The sequence below is a fragment of the Jejubacter calystegiae genome, from assembly GCF_005671395.1.
Classification (GTDB): domain Bacteria; phylum Pseudomonadota; class Gammaproteobacteria; order Enterobacterales; family Enterobacteriaceae; genus Jejubacter; species Jejubacter calystegiae.
In genome coordinates, this window is record NZ_CP040428.1 from 4,181,190 (window position 1) to 4,198,604 (window position 17,415).

Annotated in this window: 15 protein-coding genes; 11 read left to right on the forward strand and 4 right to left on the reverse strand. The window is 54.0% G+C overall.

Translation table 11 applies throughout. The features are described 5' to 3' along the window. Positions 1-36: 36 nt before the first annotated feature. Both prs and dauA read left to right on the forward strand, forming a co-directional pair. Positions 37-984 carry a ribose-phosphate diphosphokinase gene (gene prs, locus FEM41_RS19350; RefSeq protein ID WP_138097807.1) on the forward strand — a complete coding sequence of 316 codons (948 nt, stop codon included), beginning with the start codon at positions 37-39 and terminating at the stop codon, positions 982-984. Between the two features lie 100 nt (positions 985-1,084). Continuing rightward, on the forward strand, positions 1,085-2,752 hold the full coding sequence (gene dauA, locus FEM41_RS19355; RefSeq protein WP_421804478.1) for a C4-dicarboxylic acid transporter DauA: 1,668 nt from the start codon (positions 1,085-1,087) through the stop codon (positions 2,750-2,752). 61 nt (positions 2,753-2,813) lie between these two features. Here the strand turns inward: dauA and ychH are convergent, their stop codons facing one another. Continuing rightward, entirely contained in the window at positions 2,814-3,098 is a 285-nt protein-coding gene (gene ychH, locus FEM41_RS19360; RefSeq protein ID WP_138097809.1) for a stress-induced protein YchH, read from the reverse strand. 274 nt (positions 3,099-3,372) lie between these two features. Here ychH and pth point away from each other — a divergent pair, with 274 nt between their 5' ends. The 3 genes from pth (at position 3,373) to FEM41_RS19375 (ending at position 6,461) form a co-directional block, all read left to right on the forward strand. Further along, entirely contained in the window at positions 3,373-3,957 is a 585-nt protein-coding gene (pth, locus tag FEM41_RS19365; protein ID WP_138097810.1) for an aminoacyl-tRNA hydrolase, read from the forward strand. A gap of 137 nt (positions 3,958-4,094) precedes the next feature. Then, a complete protein-coding gene (ychF, locus tag FEM41_RS19370; RefSeq protein WP_138097811.1) occupies positions 4,095-5,186 on the forward strand; it encodes a redox-regulated ATPase YchF in 1,092 nt (363 codons plus the stop codon). Between the two features lie 258 nt (positions 5,187-5,444). Continuing rightward, the gene (locus FEM41_RS19375) at positions 5,445-6,461 is read left to right on the forward strand and encodes a hypothetical protein (protein ID WP_196240466.1); all 1,017 of its coding nucleotides are present in this window, start codon (positions 5,445-5,447) and stop codon (positions 6,459-6,461) included. A gap of 700 nt (positions 6,462-7,161) precedes the next feature. On the opposite strand, the gene FEM41_RS19380 is transcribed toward FEM41_RS19375, so the two are convergent. After that, complete coding sequence (locus tag FEM41_RS19380; protein ID WP_138097812.1) at positions 7,162-8,076, reverse strand: LysR family transcriptional regulator; 915 nt, start codon at positions 8,074-8,076, stop codon at positions 7,162-7,164. A gap of 366 nt (positions 8,077-8,442) precedes the next feature. Between FEM41_RS19380 and FEM41_RS19385 the strand changes: the two genes are divergently transcribed. Beyond that, the gene (locus tag FEM41_RS19385; RefSeq protein ID WP_206665536.1) at positions 8,443-9,621 is read left to right on the forward strand and encodes an MFS transporter; all 1,179 of its coding nucleotides are present in this window, start codon (positions 8,443-8,445) and stop codon (positions 9,619-9,621) included. Positions 9,622-9,634: 13 nt separating this feature from the next. Continuing rightward, on the forward strand, positions 9,635-11,125 hold the full coding sequence (locus FEM41_RS19390; RefSeq protein ID WP_138097814.1) for a M81 family metallopeptidase: 1,491 nt from the start codon (positions 9,635-9,637) through the stop codon (positions 11,123-11,125). A 43-nt stretch (positions 11,126-11,168) separates the two neighbouring features. Here the strand turns inward: FEM41_RS19390 and dbpA are convergent, their stop codons facing one another. Next, positions 11,169-12,542 carry an ATP-dependent RNA helicase DbpA gene (gene dbpA, locus FEM41_RS19395; RefSeq protein WP_138097815.1) on the reverse strand — a complete coding sequence of 458 codons (1,374 nt, stop codon included), beginning with the start codon at positions 12,540-12,542 and terminating at the stop codon, positions 11,169-11,171. Between the two features lie 346 nt (positions 12,543-12,888). Between dbpA and proP the strand changes: the two genes are divergently transcribed. Then, positions 12,889-14,358 (forward strand): glycine betaine/L-proline transporter ProP, encoded by a 1,470-nt coding sequence (proP, locus tag FEM41_RS19400; RefSeq protein ID WP_138097816.1) that lies wholly within the window; start codon positions 12,889-12,891, stop codon positions 14,356-14,358. Positions 14,359-14,422: 64 nt separating this feature from the next. Here proP and FEM41_RS19405 read toward each other — a convergent pair whose 3' ends face one another. After that, a complete protein-coding gene (locus FEM41_RS19405) occupies positions 14,423-15,376 on the reverse strand; it encodes a chemotaxis protein (protein ID WP_138099266.1) in 954 nt (317 codons plus the stop codon). Positions 15,377-15,601: 225 nt separating this feature from the next. On the opposite strand from FEM41_RS19405, the gene FEM41_RS19410 reads away from it, so the two are divergent. From FEM41_RS19410 to FEM41_RS19420, 3 genes are read left to right on the forward strand one after another with little or no spacing between them, the layout of a single operon-like run. Then, a complete protein-coding gene (locus tag FEM41_RS19410; protein ID WP_138097817.1) occupies positions 15,602-16,747 on the forward strand; it encodes a transglutaminase-like domain-containing protein in 1,146 nt (381 codons plus the stop codon). Further along, entirely contained in the window at positions 16,725-17,081 is a 357-nt protein-coding gene (locus FEM41_RS19415) for a mercuric transporter MerT family protein (protein ID WP_241666526.1), read from the forward strand. Before FEM41_RS19410 ends, FEM41_RS19415 begins: the two co-directional genes overlap by 23 nt. Then, positions 17,078-17,362, forward strand: a complete 285-nt coding sequence (locus FEM41_RS19420; RefSeq protein ID WP_138097819.1) for a heavy-metal-associated domain-containing protein — start codon at positions 17,078-17,080, stop codon at positions 17,360-17,362. The genes FEM41_RS19415 and FEM41_RS19420 overlap by 4 nt, the downstream gene beginning before the upstream one ends. Positions 17,363-17,415 lie beyond the last annotated feature (53 nt).

The following is a 17,415-nucleotide window of genomic DNA, read 5'->3' on the forward strand; positions in this document are numbered from 1 at the left end:
TCATCCACTACTGGACGCATGCCTGAGGTTCTTCTCGTGCCTGATATGAAGCTTTTTGCTGGTAACGCCACCCCGGAACTGGCTCAACGTATTGCCAACCGCCTGTACACTTCTCTTGGAGACGCCGCTGTCGGCCGCTTCAGCGATGGAGAAGTCAGTGTACAAATCAACGAAAACGTACGTGGTGGCGATATTTTCATCATCCAGTCAACCTGTGCACCCACCAATGACAACCTGATGGAGCTGGTCGTCATGGTCGACGCCCTGCGCCGCGCTTCCGCAGGACGCATTACCGCCGTTATCCCCTACTTCGGCTACGCCCGTCAGGATCGCCGCGTGCGCTCCGCACGTGTGCCGATTACCGCCAAAGTGGTTGCCGATTTCCTCTCCAGCGTCGGCGTGGATCGCGTTCTGACCGTAGACCTGCACGCTGAGCAGATTCAGGGCTTTTTCGACGTTCCCGTAGACAACGTGTTCGGTAGCCCGATCCTGCTGGAAGATATGCTGCAGAAAGATCTCGACAACCCGATCGTGGTTTCTCCGGATATCGGCGGCGTTGTGCGCGCCCGTGCCGTTGCCAAACTGCTGAACGACACCGAAATGGCTATCATCGATAAACGTCGCCCGCGTGCCAACGTTTCTCAGGTGATGCACATTATCGGTGACGTCGCCGGTCGCGACTGCGTTCTGGTTGACGATATGATCGATACCGGCGGCACCCTGTGCAAAGCCGCCGAAGCCCTAAAAGAGCGCGGCGCCAAACGCGTATTCGCTTACGCCACCCACCCCATCTTTTCGGGCAACGCGGTCACCAACCTGCGTAACTCGACGATCGATGAAGTGGTGGTCTGCGACACCATTCCGCTCTCTGACGAGATTAAAGCCCTGCCGAACGTGCGTACGCTGACGCTCTCCGGCATGCTGGCCGAAGCGATTCGCCGTATCAGCAACGAAGAATCCATCTCCGCCATGTTCGACCACTAATCGAACGGCTCAGAAAAAACCCGCTTCGGCGGGTTTTTTCTTTTTTGTTACACATTTGTATGATCAATACCTCGCGCCGCCGGCGCCCATGGACGACATCGTGAACCTTCGTAATACCGTACTTCCCTTTCGCGCGCTGGTGGATGCCTGCTGGCGCGAACCCTACAGCGCCGCCCGCTTCAGCCGCGATCTGATCGCCGGTCTGACCGTAGGGATTATCGCTATTCCGCTGGCCATGGCGCTGGCTATCGCCAGCGGCGTACCGCCCCAGTATGGGCTTTATACTTCGGCGGTGGCAGGTATCATCATTGCCGTGACCGGCGGTTCGCGCTATAGCGTTTCCGGCCCCACGGCCGCCTTTGTGGTGATTCTCTATCCGGTTTCCCAGCAGTTCGGACTCAGCGGCCTGCTGGTGGCGACGCTGCTTTCCGGGGTATTCCTGATTCTGTTCGGCCTGGCGCGCTTCGGGCGGCTGATTGAATATATCCCTCTACCCGTCACCCTGGGCTTTACTTCCGGGATCGCCATTACCATCGCCACCATGCAGATTAAGGATTTTCTTGGGCTGACGCTGAACCACACGCCGGAGCACTACACCGACAAAGTGGCGGCCCTGGCGATAGCATTACCCACGCTAAATTTGGGAGATACCGTCACAGGCTGCGTTACGCTGGCGGTACTGGTGCTGTGGCCGCGGCTGGGCCTGCGCCTGCCGGGCCACCTACCCGCACTGCTGGCAGGCTGCGCGGTCATGGGAATCGTGATGCTGGCAGGCGGGGAAGTGGCTACCATCGGTACTCGCTTTCACTATCTGCTGGCCGATGGCAGCCAGGGGAATGGCATTCCGCCGCTGCTGCCGCAGCTAATGCTGCCATGGTCGCTGCCGGGCGATACTTTTACCCTGAATCTGGATTCGCTACAGGCCCTGTTACCGGCAGCCTTTTCGATGGCGCTACTGGGGGCCATTGAATCGCTGCTGTGCGCGGTGGTGCTGGACGGCATGACCGGCACCCGCCATAACGCCAACGGCGAGCTGCTGGGCCAGGGGCTGGGCAATATTGTCGCGCCATTCTTCGGCGGCATTACCGCCACCGCCGCTATCGCCCGCTCCGCCGCTAACGTGCGCGCCGGGGCCAGCTCGCCGGTATCGGCCATTATCCATGCCCTGCTGGTGCTGCTGGCGCTGCTGGCTCTTGCTCCGCTGCTCTCCTGGCTGCCGCTTTCCGCCATGGCGGCGCTGCTGCTGATGGTGGCCTGGAATATGAGCGAGGCGCGTAAAGTGGTGGCGCTACTGCGTCAGGCGCCGAAGGACGACATCATCGTGATGCTGATTTGTATGTCACTGACGGTGCTGTTCGATATGGTCATCGCCATTAGCGTGGGGATCGTCATGGCATCGCTGCTGTTTATGCGGCGCATTGCGCGCATGACCCGGCTGGCGCCACTGCCGGTGACGACCCCGAACGACGTGCTGGCGCTGCGGGTGACCGGGCCGCTGTTTTTCGCCGCGGCGGAGGGGATCTTTAACGATCTGAGCCAGCGCCTTAACGGCCACCGGCTCCTGATACTGCAATGGGATGCAGTACCGCTGCTTGACGCGGGAGGGCTGGATGCCCTGCGCCGCTTTGTGGCGAAACTGCCTGAAGGCTGTGAACTGCGCATCTGTAATCTGGAATTCCAGCCGCTGCGGACTCTGGCCCGGGCCGGTATTCAGCCCATTCCCGGTCGCCTGGCCTTCTTCGCCGATCGCGACGAAGCGCTGGCCTGAATACGAGATAAAAAAAGCGCCGTATCAGACGGCGCCTTCTTCATGACCTGGCGAACGAGCATCAACCGTGACGATGCTGCCTGCCGCCGCTGCGACGGCAGCGTTTATCGTAGTGCCGTACCCACCAGTAGCGATCTGTTACCCGTTCACGACCGCTAATACGTGCCCCCGCCAGCCACAGAATTGCGCCAACAAAGATGCTGAATACCGCACCGTGGGCTAAAAATTCTGGTAAATTAAACTGTGGAAGCTGGTTAAGTACGGAATAGCCTACGCCGCCAATCATTACCACTAACCCCAACCCCATCAACATATTGCCGAGTAATGAAGCGTTTTTGCGTTTCATCTGTCACCTCCGGAACCTTGGGTCGCCAGGGAATATCCCCTTTCCTTGTAAGTCAAAGTATAGGCAATACCTCATTTCAATGTGTGCGGTATCGATCACAACTCAGAATATTTGACTAACAAAACTTTACAAATAACCTACTGAACATCTTCCTTTTTGAATGATTGGTATCAGTGATTATTATCATTCATAACCAAAGCGGCGCACGCCTTTTGTCATCGCGCCTTCGGCACAGTACACTAGCGCGCAGGTCAAAACCCTTTAGGACAGTGATGTGACGATTAAACTGATTGTCGGCCTCGCCAATCCGGGGGCGGAATATGCCGCCACCCGCCATAACGCCGGGGCCTGGTATGTGGATCTGCTGGCTGAGCGCCACGGCCAGCCGCTGAAAGAAGAGGCAAAATTCTTCGGTTATACCGCACGCATCAAGGTTAATGGCGAAGATGTGCGCCTGCTGGTCCCCACCACCTTTATGAACCTGAGCGGTAAAGCGGTGGCTGCACTGGCGGGTTTCTACCGAATTAATCCGGACGAAATTCTGGTGGCCCACGATGAGCTCGACCTGCCCCCGGGTGTGGCGAAATTTAAACTCGGCGGCGGTCACGGCGGCCATAACGGGCTTAAAGACATCATCAGCAAGCTGGGCAATAACCCCAACTTTCACCGTCTTCGCGTAGGAATCGGCCATCCGGGCGATAAAAACAAGGTTGTCGGTTTTGTGCTGGGTAAACCTCAGGCGGCCGAGCAGAAGCTGATTGACGAAGCCGTAGACGAAGCGGCGCGTTGCACCGAAGTGTGGTTTAAAGAGGGGCTGGCGAAGGCAACCAGCCGGCTGCATAGCTTTAAAGCGCAGTAGCCCCCTGTCCCGGCCACGGGCGGGATTTCTCCCCCCTGGGCGCCGGGTTTAGGTGTATAATAGCCATAGTCATTCGTTTTTCATCATCAGGCAACCTATAACCTGATGATTATCAAGCAATTAAGGTGATCTAAACCATGGGATTCAAATGCGGTATCGTCGGTCTGCCGAACGTGGGTAAATCCACTCTGTTCAACGCCCTGACCAAAGCAGGCATTGAAGCGGCGAACTTCCCGTTCTGTACTATCGAGCCGAACACTGGCGTGGTGCCGATGCCCGATCCGCGTCTGGACAAACTTGCCGAAATCGTAAAACCGCAGCGCGTGCTGCCAACCACCATGGAGTTCGTGGATATCGCGGGCCTGGTGAAAGGCGCATCCAAAGGCGAAGGTCTGGGCAACCAGTTCCTGATGAACATCCGTGAGACCGAAGCTATCGGCCACGTGGTGCGCTGCTTTGAGAACGACAATATCATTCACGTCGCGGGCAAAGTGAATCCGGCAGAAGACATTGAAGTGATCAACACCGAGCTGGCGCTGTCTGATCTGGACACCTGCGAGCGCGCCATCCACCGGGTACAAAAGAAGGCCAAAGGCGGCGACAAAGACGCTAAAGCCGAACTGGCGGTGCTGGAAAAGTGCCTGCCGCAGCTGGAGCAGGCCGGCATGCTGCGTAGTCTGGATCTAAGCAAAGAAGAGAAAGCGCTGATCCGTTACCTGAGCTTCCTGACCATGAAGCCCACCATGTATATCGCCAACGTTAACGAAGACGGCTTCGAAAATAACCCGTACCTGGACATGGTCCGCGAAATCGCCGCCGGTGAAGGTTCAGTGGTGGTCGCGGTCTGCGCCGCCGTAGAAGCCGATATCGCCGAGCTGGAAGACGACGAGCGCGACGAATTTATGCAGGAGCTGGGTCTGGAAGAGCCGGGCCTGAACCGCGTGATCCGCGCCGGTTATGAGCTGCTGAACCTGCAGACCTACTTCACCGCAGGCGTAAAAGAAGTGCGCGCCTGGACCATTCCGGTTGGCGCCACCGCCCCACAGGCGGCCGGTAAAATTCACACCGACTTCGAAAAAGGTTTTATCCGCGCCCAGACCATCGCCTACGAGGATTTTATTACCTACAAGGGCGAACAGGGTGCCAAAGAGGCCGGTAAGATGCGCGCCGAAGGCAAGGAGTATATCGTTAAGGATGGCGATGTGATGAATTTCTTGTTTAACGTCTAAAGCGCTACTGCTGTCTTAGGGGATTCGCTGAATCTTGCTAAGACGGGTAAAACACAAAAATCCACGCGGTTGCGTGGATTTTTTTATGGGAATGGAAAAAATTATCGAATATACCTCTGACATGTTGATTAAATCCATTGCAATTCATCTTTTTTCCTTTCCGCAACCATAATTTTACTTTCCTGTTATCGCTGGTATCTGTTATAAAAACGCTCTCTAAAAATCAATAAAACAACTCATTATTAAAAAGGATTTTCGATGAAAAAAATATGGTTCTCATTAAACCTTGGTATAGCACACTTTTTATTGTTCTATATGGCAATACTCATCGTCACGCCGAAGAGAATGCCGCTATACCCCATTATTATTTGGCTGGGAATGATTATTTTCAGCGGACTAATCGTACACTTTTACTGGAATAAAGCATCGTTTAATCAAACTACTACTCGCATTCGGAAAAATCATAAAAAAACACCAAGGGCAGCATTACTTTCGACATTGCTGTTTTTGCTAACTTGCATTTCTTTTAAAATTTTCAGTCATATCAACATCCTCATCCCGATTACATTAATTTTCATGACTGCAACATCAATTATATACACCATTGCATCTCATATAAAGTCAATCGATAATAAAGAAAAAACCATAGCTCTGAGAGTAAAACTGGCAGTTAAATACTCATGGGTACTAGCGTCATTAATCTCATACTATCTCGCACGTTCGCTAATATCTAATTCATTTGATATCCCTTTCGACACCACATTCAACAAACTCATGACGATAATCACGGCGTTATTTTTTATTTTTATCTTCTATTATTTCATTTACTTTATCTTTATTGCTTTTTTATCCTCTATCACCTCGCAGACAAAGAAAAAAAAACCTATTGTCATTAATTATTCAATGTCAATTTTCGCTCCGCTATTTATTATTGGCTACATTTCATGCATTGCGTTTAATGTACAGACACTTTCCATTCTCAAATTCGGCTTCGAGCTTGCCATGAAGTATGATACGCGCGACACTTTTTTTTGCAAAAATGAATATATGTTACTTAGCAAGCATCCTAATGCCCGCTTTATGTTTATCTCTGAAGGAAACTATCGCGCATTAATACCTCATCATGATGACTTTACAATCTCACGTTTATCCTGCACGAATAGTGAACCATTCTATTCACTGGTTAGTGTAGAGGATAAAAAAGGTCTTATGATTGCTACTTTAGAAAAGCGGACTGAGGCGCTTGTCAGTGACTTGAAGGCGACAATTCGATGATACTCATCATTACGATAAAGATACCTTTAAGATACCAGTCGGGACCTTTAGCCAGCTAACATAGCCGTTAGAGTGCATATAAATCGCCGCACGACCACGTTTGCTGAAATCCGCTAGTGCCCGAATGAATTGTAAGACCTCTTCGACAACAAGTGCTGCCATGACTGAAACAAGAGAGAGGATCTATACCTCCGAATCGGGTCATTTTATTATTCTCATTTTTCTATTACTCAAGCATTAACATAATGCGATGTTATTAAAGTTTACGCTTGTCCTGAGACTAACCATTTGTGCTTCTAAAGGAACCACTATGTGCCAGAAACGGATACTGGCGAGTAGTAATTTTCAGCTCTGAGCGAACTATCGTAACTGAGCTATTTTTAAGAAAAAAAGGTCAATCAGATGTCAAGCTTAATAGACCTCAAACACTATTACGTGGTGCCCTACAATCTAACGACTGCCGATATTATATTTTCTACGCACATAAAAATTTGAGAGTAAGAATAAACTCTAGGAAGGGCATGTAAATCCCCTCTCAGCCGAAAAAACTAAAGCAAAAGCTGTAAAATCGTTCGTGACTTCCGCATTGCAGATAACCTGATTTGCTTAATCGCCCCTCATAATCTTACAGGTATCATCTGGCGTGCTATGGCGCATATCAATCCACGCTGAACCCACAATAAGCCCCAAACCACTTAACTTAGTTCGACATAAACACCGAAAGACGGTTCTTTATCGCATCAATCAAATGAAGCGCCGCCGTGGACAACGGTCTGTTTTTTCGCGACAGCAGGCAAAATTCCGGCGCATTGAGCGTGACGTCCTCAATGTGCCGCAGGCGGGTCTGTTCCTGCATGGCGCTGCCCCAGAGTATCGGAGAGGCCATCAGCGCTACGCCTGCGCCGCTCAGTACGAACTGTTTTAGCACCTGCAAAGAATTGGTCGTCAACGCCACATCAAACTTCACTTTGTGCTGAAACTCGATCAGGTTGATATACCGCCGTAGTCCGTAGTCTGCCGTCATCATCGCGTAGGGATAACGTAGCGCTTCGGCCAGGTGAAGCATACGAGAAGGGTCAGCAAGAGCATGATCCGAACGGAAAACCACCCCTACCGGCTGCTCTGCTTTTTTCAGCACGGCGATTTCACTGTGTTCAGGCGGATTAAAACACACGCCAAGATGCACGGCGTCTGTTCTGACTTTATCAATGATGCTGTTTACGGACTCCATCATCAGCTCAACGTGAACCCCCGGGTGGCTGGCATAAAATGGCATCAGCACCTCATGCACCATCATCTCCGCTACGCCCTCACTGATAGCCACCTTCACATTGCCACGCTGCATTCCTTTAATTTCAGACAGCCGCGAGGCCAGGTATTCCTGTGAAGAGAGATAGCCCCGGTAATAGTCAGCGATCACCGCAGCCACTTCTGTCGCTTCCAGCCGCCCTTTGCGCCTTTCAAACAGAGTGAAGCCCACTTCCTGTTCCAGAAGCTGGATTTGCCTGCTGATGAGCGAAGGCGAAAGCGCAAGCCTTTCTGCCGCCGCACGTACTGAACCACTGTTCAGAACTTCATAGAAATATTTCAGCCTGGTCTGGCTCAACTCTTGCATTAGTTAACGGTTCCCTTTTTTCGTGCACTTGAAGTCAACAAGCCGTGATTTTTGGCTAACAGTTAACCGTTTTGGAGCGAAAAAAACATGACCAATACCGCTATTTGAAAGATTAAAGCAAGCATTTACGCCATCAGTGATGCATTAGTATACACAATCAACTAAATGTTTACTTTATATCAACATTGATTTAACCAAAAACAACAGCAGCCGCTAACAAAAGTTGCCACCTTACATAAGTCGAGAGGTACGCCGATGTCTTCAACGTATATTCAGGTAAGTACTTTAAATACAGATGGTTGTGTTTCGGATAAAACTTATAAAAAAGTTTACTGGCGCATTCTTCCATTTCTGGCGCTCTGCTATATGTTCGCCTATCTGGATCGTATTAACGTGGGTTTTGCCAAACTCCAGATGCAGGATGCGATTAATCTTAGTGATGCAGCATACGGACTGGGTGCGGGCATATTCTTTCTGGGATACGTAATCTTTGAAATCCCCAGCAATCTTTATATGGCCCGCACGGGAGCCCGAAAAACGCTGGTGCGCATCATGGTGCTTTGGGGGCTAACATCAGCCTGTATGATGTTCGTCTCCTCGCCGGGTATGTTTTACCTGCTTCGTTTCATGCTGGGTGTATTCGAGGCAGGCTTCGCTCCAGGCATCATTTACTACCTCACGTTATGGTTCCCGGCCAGACGTATGGCGGGAGCGATGGCAATGCTGATGTTTGCCGGCCCGATTGGCAGCATCATCGGCGCACCGCTATCGACATGGCTCATGACCCATTTTCATCAGACTCACGGTCTTCAGGGCTGGCAGTGGATGTTTATGCTGGAGGGGCTGCCCTGCGTACTGCTGGGTATCATCACCTGGTTCTATATTGTTGATAAACCTGAAGATGCCCGCTGGCTGACCGATGCAGAAAAAAAGGAGATCGCGCAATCACTTAATCAGACCCGACAAAAGCATAGCGCCTTCAGATCGGTTCTGAAAAATCCGGCCATCTACGGCCTCAGCCTGACCTATTTCGGCCTGATTTGCGGCATTTATGCCATGAGCTTCTGGCTTCCCACCATTCTGCAATCTCACGGAATCAGGGACACCATGACAATCGGTCTGCTAACAGCCATTCCCTACGTTACTGCGCTGATTGGTATGATCGTTTTTGCCTGGAGCTCTGATAAATTTCAGGAACGCCGCTGGCACGTGGCCCTTACGGCGCTGTTCGCCGGCACAGCGCTGTTGCTCTCTAATTTCACGGCAAGCTTTCCCATCGCCATGCTTCTGCTCACCCTGGCAACCGGGCTGATGTGGGCCTCCTATACCACTTTCTGGGCCATCCCATCAAAAATCATGCAGGGCACTGCCGCCGCCGGAGGTATTGCGCTTATCAACAGCTTTGGCCTGATCGGCGGATTTGTCAGCCCAACCATTATGGGCTGGATCAAGCAAACCACCGGATCGCTGACCCATGGCCTTATCTTCATGACGGTACTACTGTTTACGGGTGCCATCGCCATTCTTTTCCAGAAAAAAATCTGAACGGAGTAGTGAAATGCGTATTTTAATCGCGGGCTTTCAGCACGAAACCAACACCTTTGCCTTAAACAAAGCCGGATGGGACAACTTTGTTAAAGGAGAAGGTTTCCCCGCCATGCAGCACGGTGAAAAAATGTTCGAACTGGCCGAAACCAACATTCCTGCCGGAGGATTTATTCAGGCCGCCAGCCGGGATGGACACACCCTGCTACCGGTTATCTGGACCGCGGCCAGCCCGTCCGCACAGGTTACGCAGGAGGCTTACGAGAGAATTTGCCAGCAGATTATTGCTCAGGCCCGGGAGTTAAAGCCCGATGCGGTCTACCTGGATCTACACGGCGCAATGGTTGCGGAACATTATGACGACGGCGAAGGCGAGCTACTGCGCAGAATGCGTGAAACCGTGGGGGACCATACACCGATTATCGTTAGCCTGGATCTGCATGCCAACGTGACGAACGCCATGCTGCACCACGCAACGGCAATGGTGGCTTTCCGTACTTATCCCCATGTCGATATGGCGGCAACGGGGCAAAAAGCTTACGAATTACTGCTGAATGCGGCCAATGGCCCCTTGATTCAGGAAAGTGCCCGCATTCCATTTCTGATCCCCATTAATGGGATGTGCACCTTTATGGAGCCTGCGAAAGGAATCTATCAACTGCTGGAAGAACTTGAAAAACAGCCGGGTGTCAGTTCGCTGTCTTTCGCACCGGGATTCCCCGCCGCAGACTTCCCGGAATGCGGCCCCGTGGTCTGGGGCTACGGAAGCGACGGAGCAGCGGTGGAACGCACCGTCAGGATGCTTCGCGACGCCGTCTGCAATGCCGAATCCGCCTGGGCGGTAGAGTTTCTTTCACCGGAAGAGGCCGTTGCCCAGGCGCAGAAGCTGGCGCTCACGGCAACCCGCCCCGTTATCATTGCAGATACCCAGGATAACCCTGGCGCTGGCGGCAGTGGCGATACCACCGGCATTCTGCATGCGCTGATCGCGGCAGATGCCAATGCCGCCCTGGGATTACTGCTGGATCCAGAAGCCGTGAAAGCGGCTATCGCTGCTGGCAAGGGAAAACCGGTGACATTAGCCCTGGGTGGCAAAAGCGATACCCAGGGCGATCCGGCCGTTAACGACACATTTATCGTGGATGAGATCAGTGAAGGAAAGTGTCGATTCGACGGTCCGATGATGCACGGCATTGCCGTTGATGTCGGCCCCGTAGTGACGCTGCGGCATTGCAACATTAAGGTCGTGGTCAGCAGCGTTAAGTCGCAGATGCTCGACCGCAACCTGTTCCGGCTGGGCGGAATTAACCCGGAACAGGAAAGCATTCTGGTGGTGAAAAGCTCCGTTCATTTTCGCGCTGACTTCCAGCCGATCGCCAGCGCTATTCTGGTGGCGAAATCCCGGGGAGAAATGAAAGCCGACAGCCAGGATCTGCCGTGGACCCGTCTGCCCGAAGGAATTCGAATCGCACCGCTGGGCAAGTCGTTTAAAATGCCGTGCTAACATCCGCTGGAGCAGCAGGCTGAAAAGCCTGCTGTTTATCCCGCTACTTCAACAACCGCACCTTCACCGCCCTGCCCTTAATTTTGCCCTGCTGTAGCTGCTTCCAGGCATGGCGCGCCTGGCTTTGCTTTACCGCCACGTAAGCATGCATGGGGTGGATCACAATCTTGCCGATATCGGCGCCGTCCAGACCCATTTCACCGGTTAGCGCGCCCAGAATATCGCCAGGGCGCATTTTGGCTTTTTTGCCACCGTCGATGCACAGCGTCGCCATCGTGGCCTCCAGTGGCGTGATGCGTAGCCCGCCGGGCTGCGGCAGCCACTGGAGTTTGATATTCAGCATCTCTTCCAGCAGGTTGGCGCGCTGGGCCTCTTCCGGGGCGCACAGGCTAATGGCCAGACCGCTTTTACCGGCCCGGGCGGTACGACCAATGCGGTGCACGTGCACTTCCGGGTCCCACGACAGTTCGTAGTTAATCACCATCTCCAGCGCCTTGATATCCAGCCCGCGCGCCGCTACGTCGGTCGCCACCAGTACCCGGCTGCTGCCGTTGGCAAAACGCACCAGGGTCTGGTCACGATCGCGCTGCTCCATATCGCCGTGCAGCGCCAGCGCGCTCTGGCAGCTTTCATTCAGGGCATCGCACACCGCCTGACAATCCTTTTTGGTATTGCAGAACACCACGCAGGAAGCGGGCTGTTCACGGCTCAGAAGCTGTTGCAGCAGAGCGATTTTGCCGCTGCGCGGCACCTCGTAGAAGCGCTGCTCTACCGCGGGCAGTTCATCCACCGCATCAATCTCAATGGTTTGCGGAGAGCGCTGAATACGCTGGCTGATGGCGGCAATCGCCTGGGGCCAGGTGGCGGAAAACAGCAGCGTCTGGCGCTGAGCGGGAGCATGGGTGATGACCTCATCGATGGCATCGGCAAAGCCCATATCGAGCATCCGGTCGGCTTCATCCAGCACCAGGGTCTGCAACGCCGCCAGGCTGACCGTCTCTTTCTTCAGGTGATCTAGCAGGCGACCCGGCGTGGCGACAATAATATGAGGCGCGTGAGTCAGCGAATCACGCTGGGCGCCGAACGGCACGCCGCCGCACAGAGTCAGCACCTTGATGTTAGGTATCGCCCGGGCCAGACGGCGCAGTTCGCTTGCCACCTGGTCGGCCAGTTCACGGGTCGGGCACAGCACCAGCGACTGAGTATTAAAACGTCCGCCATCAATGCGCTGCAACAGCCCCAGACCAAAGGCCGCCGTTTTACCGCTGCCGGTTTTCGCCTGCGCCCGCACGTCTTTTCCTGCGAGGATCGCCGGTAGCGCCGCGGCCTGAACCGGCGTCATGGTCAGGTAGCCCAGTTCGTTAAGGTTAGAAAGCTGTTGCGCGGACAGCGCGTTGAGTTCGGCAAATGAGGTCACAGTAAGCATTCCGGATAAAGTGGCCGGCAATGATAGCATCCTTTGCCTGTAAGGATTGCATCTAAAACGTACAGTTAGTTTAGGGTCATTCTCATCATAATAAGAAAAAGCATCCGGATAATATATCAATATGTTTATTTAAGTTTCTCATTATTAATAAAGACGCCATGCAATAACCGGGGGTTAATTATCCGGGATTGCGCCATGATGCCGTTTTCTTTAAGGTGGTCGGCCGCCATTTTTACGGGAATGGCGGTATTACCGGCCTTTTATAGCTTTCCTTACTGTATAAGCGTGACGGCAGCGAAAGCTATAAGAGTGCTCCATCCAGATTTACGGGGAGTTTATGAGCACAGGATCGATACCGAATAACCAGAATAACCATAAGCCATCGGCACAGGAATTAACCGTTAGCGATATTACTATTGTTGACCGCAAACTATTAAAGCGCGCCGTTGGCGCTGCCGCGCTGGGCAATACCATGGAGTGGTTCGACTTCGGGGTATACAGCTATCTGGCCGTGATTATCGGCAAAGTCTTTTTCCCCGATGCCAGCGGCGCCGCACAGCTGATTGCCTCGTTCGGCACCTTTGCCGCCGCCTTCCTGGTGCGCCCCATCGGCGGAATGGTGTTTGGTCCGCTGGGCGACCGCTTTGGCCGCCAGAAGATCCTCGCCCTGACGATGATCATGATGTCGATCGGCACCTTCTGTATCGGACTCATCCCCGACTATGGCAGCATTGGCATCGCCGCGCCCATCCTGCTGCTGGTCGCTCGCCTGGTGCAGGGCTTTTCCACCGGCGGTGAATACGGCGGTGCGGCGACCTTTATTGCCGAATATTCCACCGATAAGCGGCGCGGCTTTATGGGAAGCTGGCTGGAATTTGGCACTCTGGGAGGTTACCTGCTGGGCGCCAGCCTGGTTACCCTCATGACCGCTCTGCTGCCGGAACAGGCGATGCTCGACTGGGGCTGGCGTATCCCCTTTTTCCTGGCCGCGCCGTTAGGCATTTTTGGCCTCTATATCCGCCTTAAGCTCGAAGAGACACCGGCGTTTAAAGAGCATATGGAAAAACAGGATGCCCTGGAGCACAGCAAGCCGCAGCTCGGCCTGTTAAAAATGCTGCACCAGAATCGCAATCAGATCCTCAAATGTATGGGGCTGGTACTGCTGTTTAACGTGTCGAATTATATGCTGACCTCTTATATGCCCAGCTATCTCACCAGCGTACTGGGGATGAGTGAACTCACCGGTCTGCTGCTGGTGATGGTCATTATGTTTGTGATGATGCCGCTGACTCTGATGTGGGGCCACTGGACGGATCGTATCGGCCGTCGCCCGGTAATTGCCCTGGGGGCTATCGGGCTGCTGCTGCTGTCCATTCCGAGCTTTATGCTGATCGGGTCGGGAAATCTGCTGGCGGTCTTTGCCGGCCTTGCGGTGCTGGGTATTCTGCATACCTGCTTTAGCGGCACCATGCCCGCCACGCTGCCAGCGCTGTTTACCACCCACATTCGCTACAGCGCTCTGGCCATTGGCTTTAACCTGTCGGTTTCACTGTTTGGCGGCACCACGCCGCTGGTCACCGCCTGGCTGGTGGATACCACCCAGAATGTCATGATGCCCGCGTACTATATGATGGGTGCCGGAGTCATCGGCCTGATCACCGTGCTGACGCTGCGCGAAACGGCTCAAAAGCCGCTGAGCGGATCGTCGCCCACCGTCGCCAGCCATGCCGAAGCGCACCGGCTGATCGACAGGCTGCGTAAGCAGCGGGCCAAAAAATCGCGTATGCCGCAAACGGCTAGCGAGTAACCGATTAAATCCACGCTGCGGCGTGGATTTTTTCAGGAATAGATTTCTGCCTGTCTGGCGCCCGCTAACGCATCACCCGCGTAATAACCGACGACAGCTCGTTGATCTCAAACTTGGCGACATAGCCGTCGGCTCGCACTTTGCGGACGTGTTCCTCGTTAGCGCTGCCGGAAAGTGATGAGTGAATGACCACCGGAATGCTTTGCAACTGGCTGTGGGTTTTAATTTTACGAGTCAGAGTAAAGCCGTCCATTTCCGGCATTTCCAGGTCAGTCAGCACCAGTGCGATCTTTTCACTGATGTGCACGCCTTCCTGCTGCGCCTGGGCGGCCAGCTCCTCGATTTTCAGCCATGCATCCTTGCCGGTCACATGCATCAACGCCGGCAGCTTCATGGCCTGTAGCCCTTTTTCCAGCATAGCGCGCGCCACTTTGGAATCTTCGGCGACAATCACCACCGACCCCGGCTTAATGTCAATCTGCGGCAGATCGTTATGGGTGGCGTGCAGGTCGTGTTTGGTGGGAACGATATCGTGCAGCACCTGTTCCACGTCGATCACCATCGCCAGGTTATTGCTGGTCGGATCGTCATCCAGCCGGGCTACGCTTGTGATGTACTGCCCGTTGACCAGTTTTTCCGCGGTGTGAATCTGGGTCCAGTCCAGACGCACGATATTTTCCACCGACTCCACGGCAAAGGCCTGAACGGTACGCGCGTACTCGGTAATCAGCAAAATATTCATCCCGCCCGAAGGGCGACAGCCCAGAACCGCGGGCAGGTCAATCACCGGGATTATCTGGTCGCGAATATTCACCATTCCCAGTACCGGATGCCGCACCCCAACCGGTTTGGTGTAGTCAGGCATCGGTACGATTTCGCGCAGTTTAAATACGTTAATGCCGAACAGCTCCGATTTTCCATCGTGTTCAGATGGACCAAGGCGAAACAACAGCAGTTCAAAGCGGTTCGATAGCGTGAGATTCACCCTGTCATCAATATCTTTCTGGAAATTATCCATCATGCCCTCAGAGTCCTGGAAAGGGTTTTACCGGTATTCTGGTTATCGGCATTCCCGGGAAAAAGTGCAGTGTATTTTTCTTTTTTTTCATTCTCCGGCGCCTCCCGGGGCGGGAGAAAGCGGTTGCAATGATTGTCCACGTGTTCCGATAGTCGCATAATGACGCCCGACCTCCGCAGGTGCGGGGTTAAGCTCCAGCTTTTTCTGGTGACGAAAGGATGACGAATGGAAAGGCGTAACTTTCTTAAAGGCGCGGCGGCGCTCTCTACATTGGGGCTGGTCAGCCCGGTCTGGTCTGAAACCAAAAGCGCTAAGCAGCCCGCCGTCTCCGCTTCCAGCCAATGGCGCCGTTTTGTCATGACCCAGACTTACAACCTGAAGGTGCCGGAAGGTTCCGAAGGCAAAGTCAATCTGTGGGTGCCGGTGCCCGAAAATACCGACTTCCAGCAGCTGGTAAATCTCTCCTTTAGCGGCAACTACCAGAAGGCCGTACTCAACGCCAATAACCGCTACGGCGCGAAGATGCTGTTCGTCACCTGGCCGGACTCCGAAGGCAAGCTGGAGCTGAAGGTCGAAATGACCATCGAAACCCGCGACTGGGAAGTGCTGAAACAGAATAAACTGGCCGACTGGCAGCTACCAGAACAGGACGCCGTCATTCCAGACACCATTCAGCCCTGGCTGAAAGCCACCCCGCATATCGCCATCGACGGCGTGGTTAAAGAGACCGCGCACAAGATTATCGGCAACGAAAAATCCCCGCTGAAACAGGCGCGCCTGATCCATGACTGGGTCAGCAGCAATATGCATCGCGACGAGTCGGTTATCGGCTGCGGCACCGGAGACGTGGGCGAGATCCTGAAAACCGGCAAACTGGGCGGCAAATGCACCGACATCAACTCGGTCTTTGTGGCGCTGTGCCGCGCCGCAGGCATTCCGGCCCGCGAAATGTTCGGTATTCGTCTGGGAGCCACCCACAAACTGGCGGACTATTCGAAAAAAGCCTTCGGCAGCGCAGATGCCCAGGGCGTGGCAAAAATCAGCGGCGGCCAGCACTGCCGGGCCATGTTCTGGCTGGCGGGCTTTGGCTGGGTTCCGGCCGACCCGGCAGACGTTACCAAAATGCGTCTGGCCGAAAAGCAAGAGAACGACTCTCCGGCCGTGAAAGCGGTGAACGATTATCTGTTCGGCAACTGGGAGATGAACTGGGTGGGCTTTAACTTCGGCCGCGATTTCGCCCTCTCTCCAGAAGCGGAACAGGGCGACGTCAACAACCTTGGCTATCCTTATGCGGAAGTGGATGGCGATCCGCTCAACTTCTACGATCCGGCAACATTCAGTTATGACTATGTCAGCGTCGAACGGCGTTAAGAGCGGCCTGGTCACCCTGCTGGCGGCACTGGTGGCCGCGGGTGCTTCCACGCTGTGCTGTATCGGGCCGCTGCTCTATCTGCTGTTCGGCATCTCCGCCGCCGGACTGATTGGCATTCCGGCGCTGGACTGGCTGCAGATCCCGATGATTATTCTGTCAGTCGGCCTGATGGCGCGCGGTTTCTGGCGGCTTTATCTGTCGCCGAAGCCCATCTGCGTTAACGTAGTCAGCCGTCGGGTGCTGGAATGGCTTTACTGGCTGTCGGTCCCGCTGGTGTTGCTGCTCATCACCTACCCCTGGGTGCTACCCTGGATACTGGAAACGATGGAATGAAAAAGATAATTTGCCTGGCGCTGATGCTGATTGCCCCTCTGGGCTGGGCCGCCAACAAAAAAGTGACGCTCGATGTCAGTCAGATGACCTGCCCGCTGTGCGTTATCTCAATCAACAAAGCGCTGCGCGGCACCGATGGCGTTATCAAAGCCAAAGCGTCGATGAAAACCCATCAGGCCGATGTGGTCGTCCCGGCGGATTTTGATAACCAGAAGCTGCTGGCGGCGGTCGCCAAAACCGGCTTTAGCGCGAAGATTCACGACGTCACTGATATTCAGTGATCCCACCATACGCTGCGCCGGATCTCATCTCCGGCACGGCGTTCTGCCGCTCC

Coding starts and splice junctions, on each gene's coding strand:
- ychH (WP_138097809.1), bottom strand. CDS start 3,098: ATGAAACGCAAAAACGCTTCATTACTCGGCAATATGTTGATGGGGTTG.
- FEM41_RS19390 (WP_138097814.1), top strand. CDS start 9,635: ATGCGTATTTTAATCGCGGGCTTTCAGCACGAAACCAACACCTTTGCC.
- FEM41_RS19380 (WP_138097812.1), bottom strand. CDS start 8,076: ATGCAAGAGTTGAGCCAGACCAGGCTGAAATATTTCTATGAAGTTCTG.
- FEM41_RS19375 (WP_196240466.1), top strand. CDS start 5,445: ATGAAAAAAATATGGTTCTCATTAAACCTTGGTATAGCACACTTTTTA.
- FEM41_RS19405 (WP_138099266.1), bottom strand. CDS start 15,376: ATGGATAATTTCCAGAAAGATATTGATGACAGGGTGAATCTCACGCTA.
- proP (WP_138097816.1), top strand. CDS start 12,889: ATGAGCACAGGATCGATACCGAATAACCAGAATAACCATAAGCCATCG.
- FEM41_RS19385 (WP_206665536.1), top strand. CDS start 8,443: ATGTTCGCCTATCTGGATCGTATTAACGTGGGTTTTGCCAAACTCCAG.
- FEM41_RS19410 (WP_138097817.1), top strand. CDS start 15,602: ATGGAAAGGCGTAACTTTCTTAAAGGCGCGGCGGCGCTCTCTACATTG.
- FEM41_RS19415 (WP_241666526.1), top strand. CDS start 16,725: ATGTCAGCGTCGAACGGCGTTAAGAGCGGCCTGGTCACCCTGCTGGCG.
- FEM41_RS19420 (WP_138097819.1), top strand. CDS start 17,078: ATGAAAAAGATAATTTGCCTGGCGCTGATGCTGATTGCCCCTCTGGGC.
- ychF (WP_138097811.1), top strand. CDS start 4,095: ATGGGATTCAAATGCGGTATCGTCGGTCTGCCGAACGTGGGTAAATCC.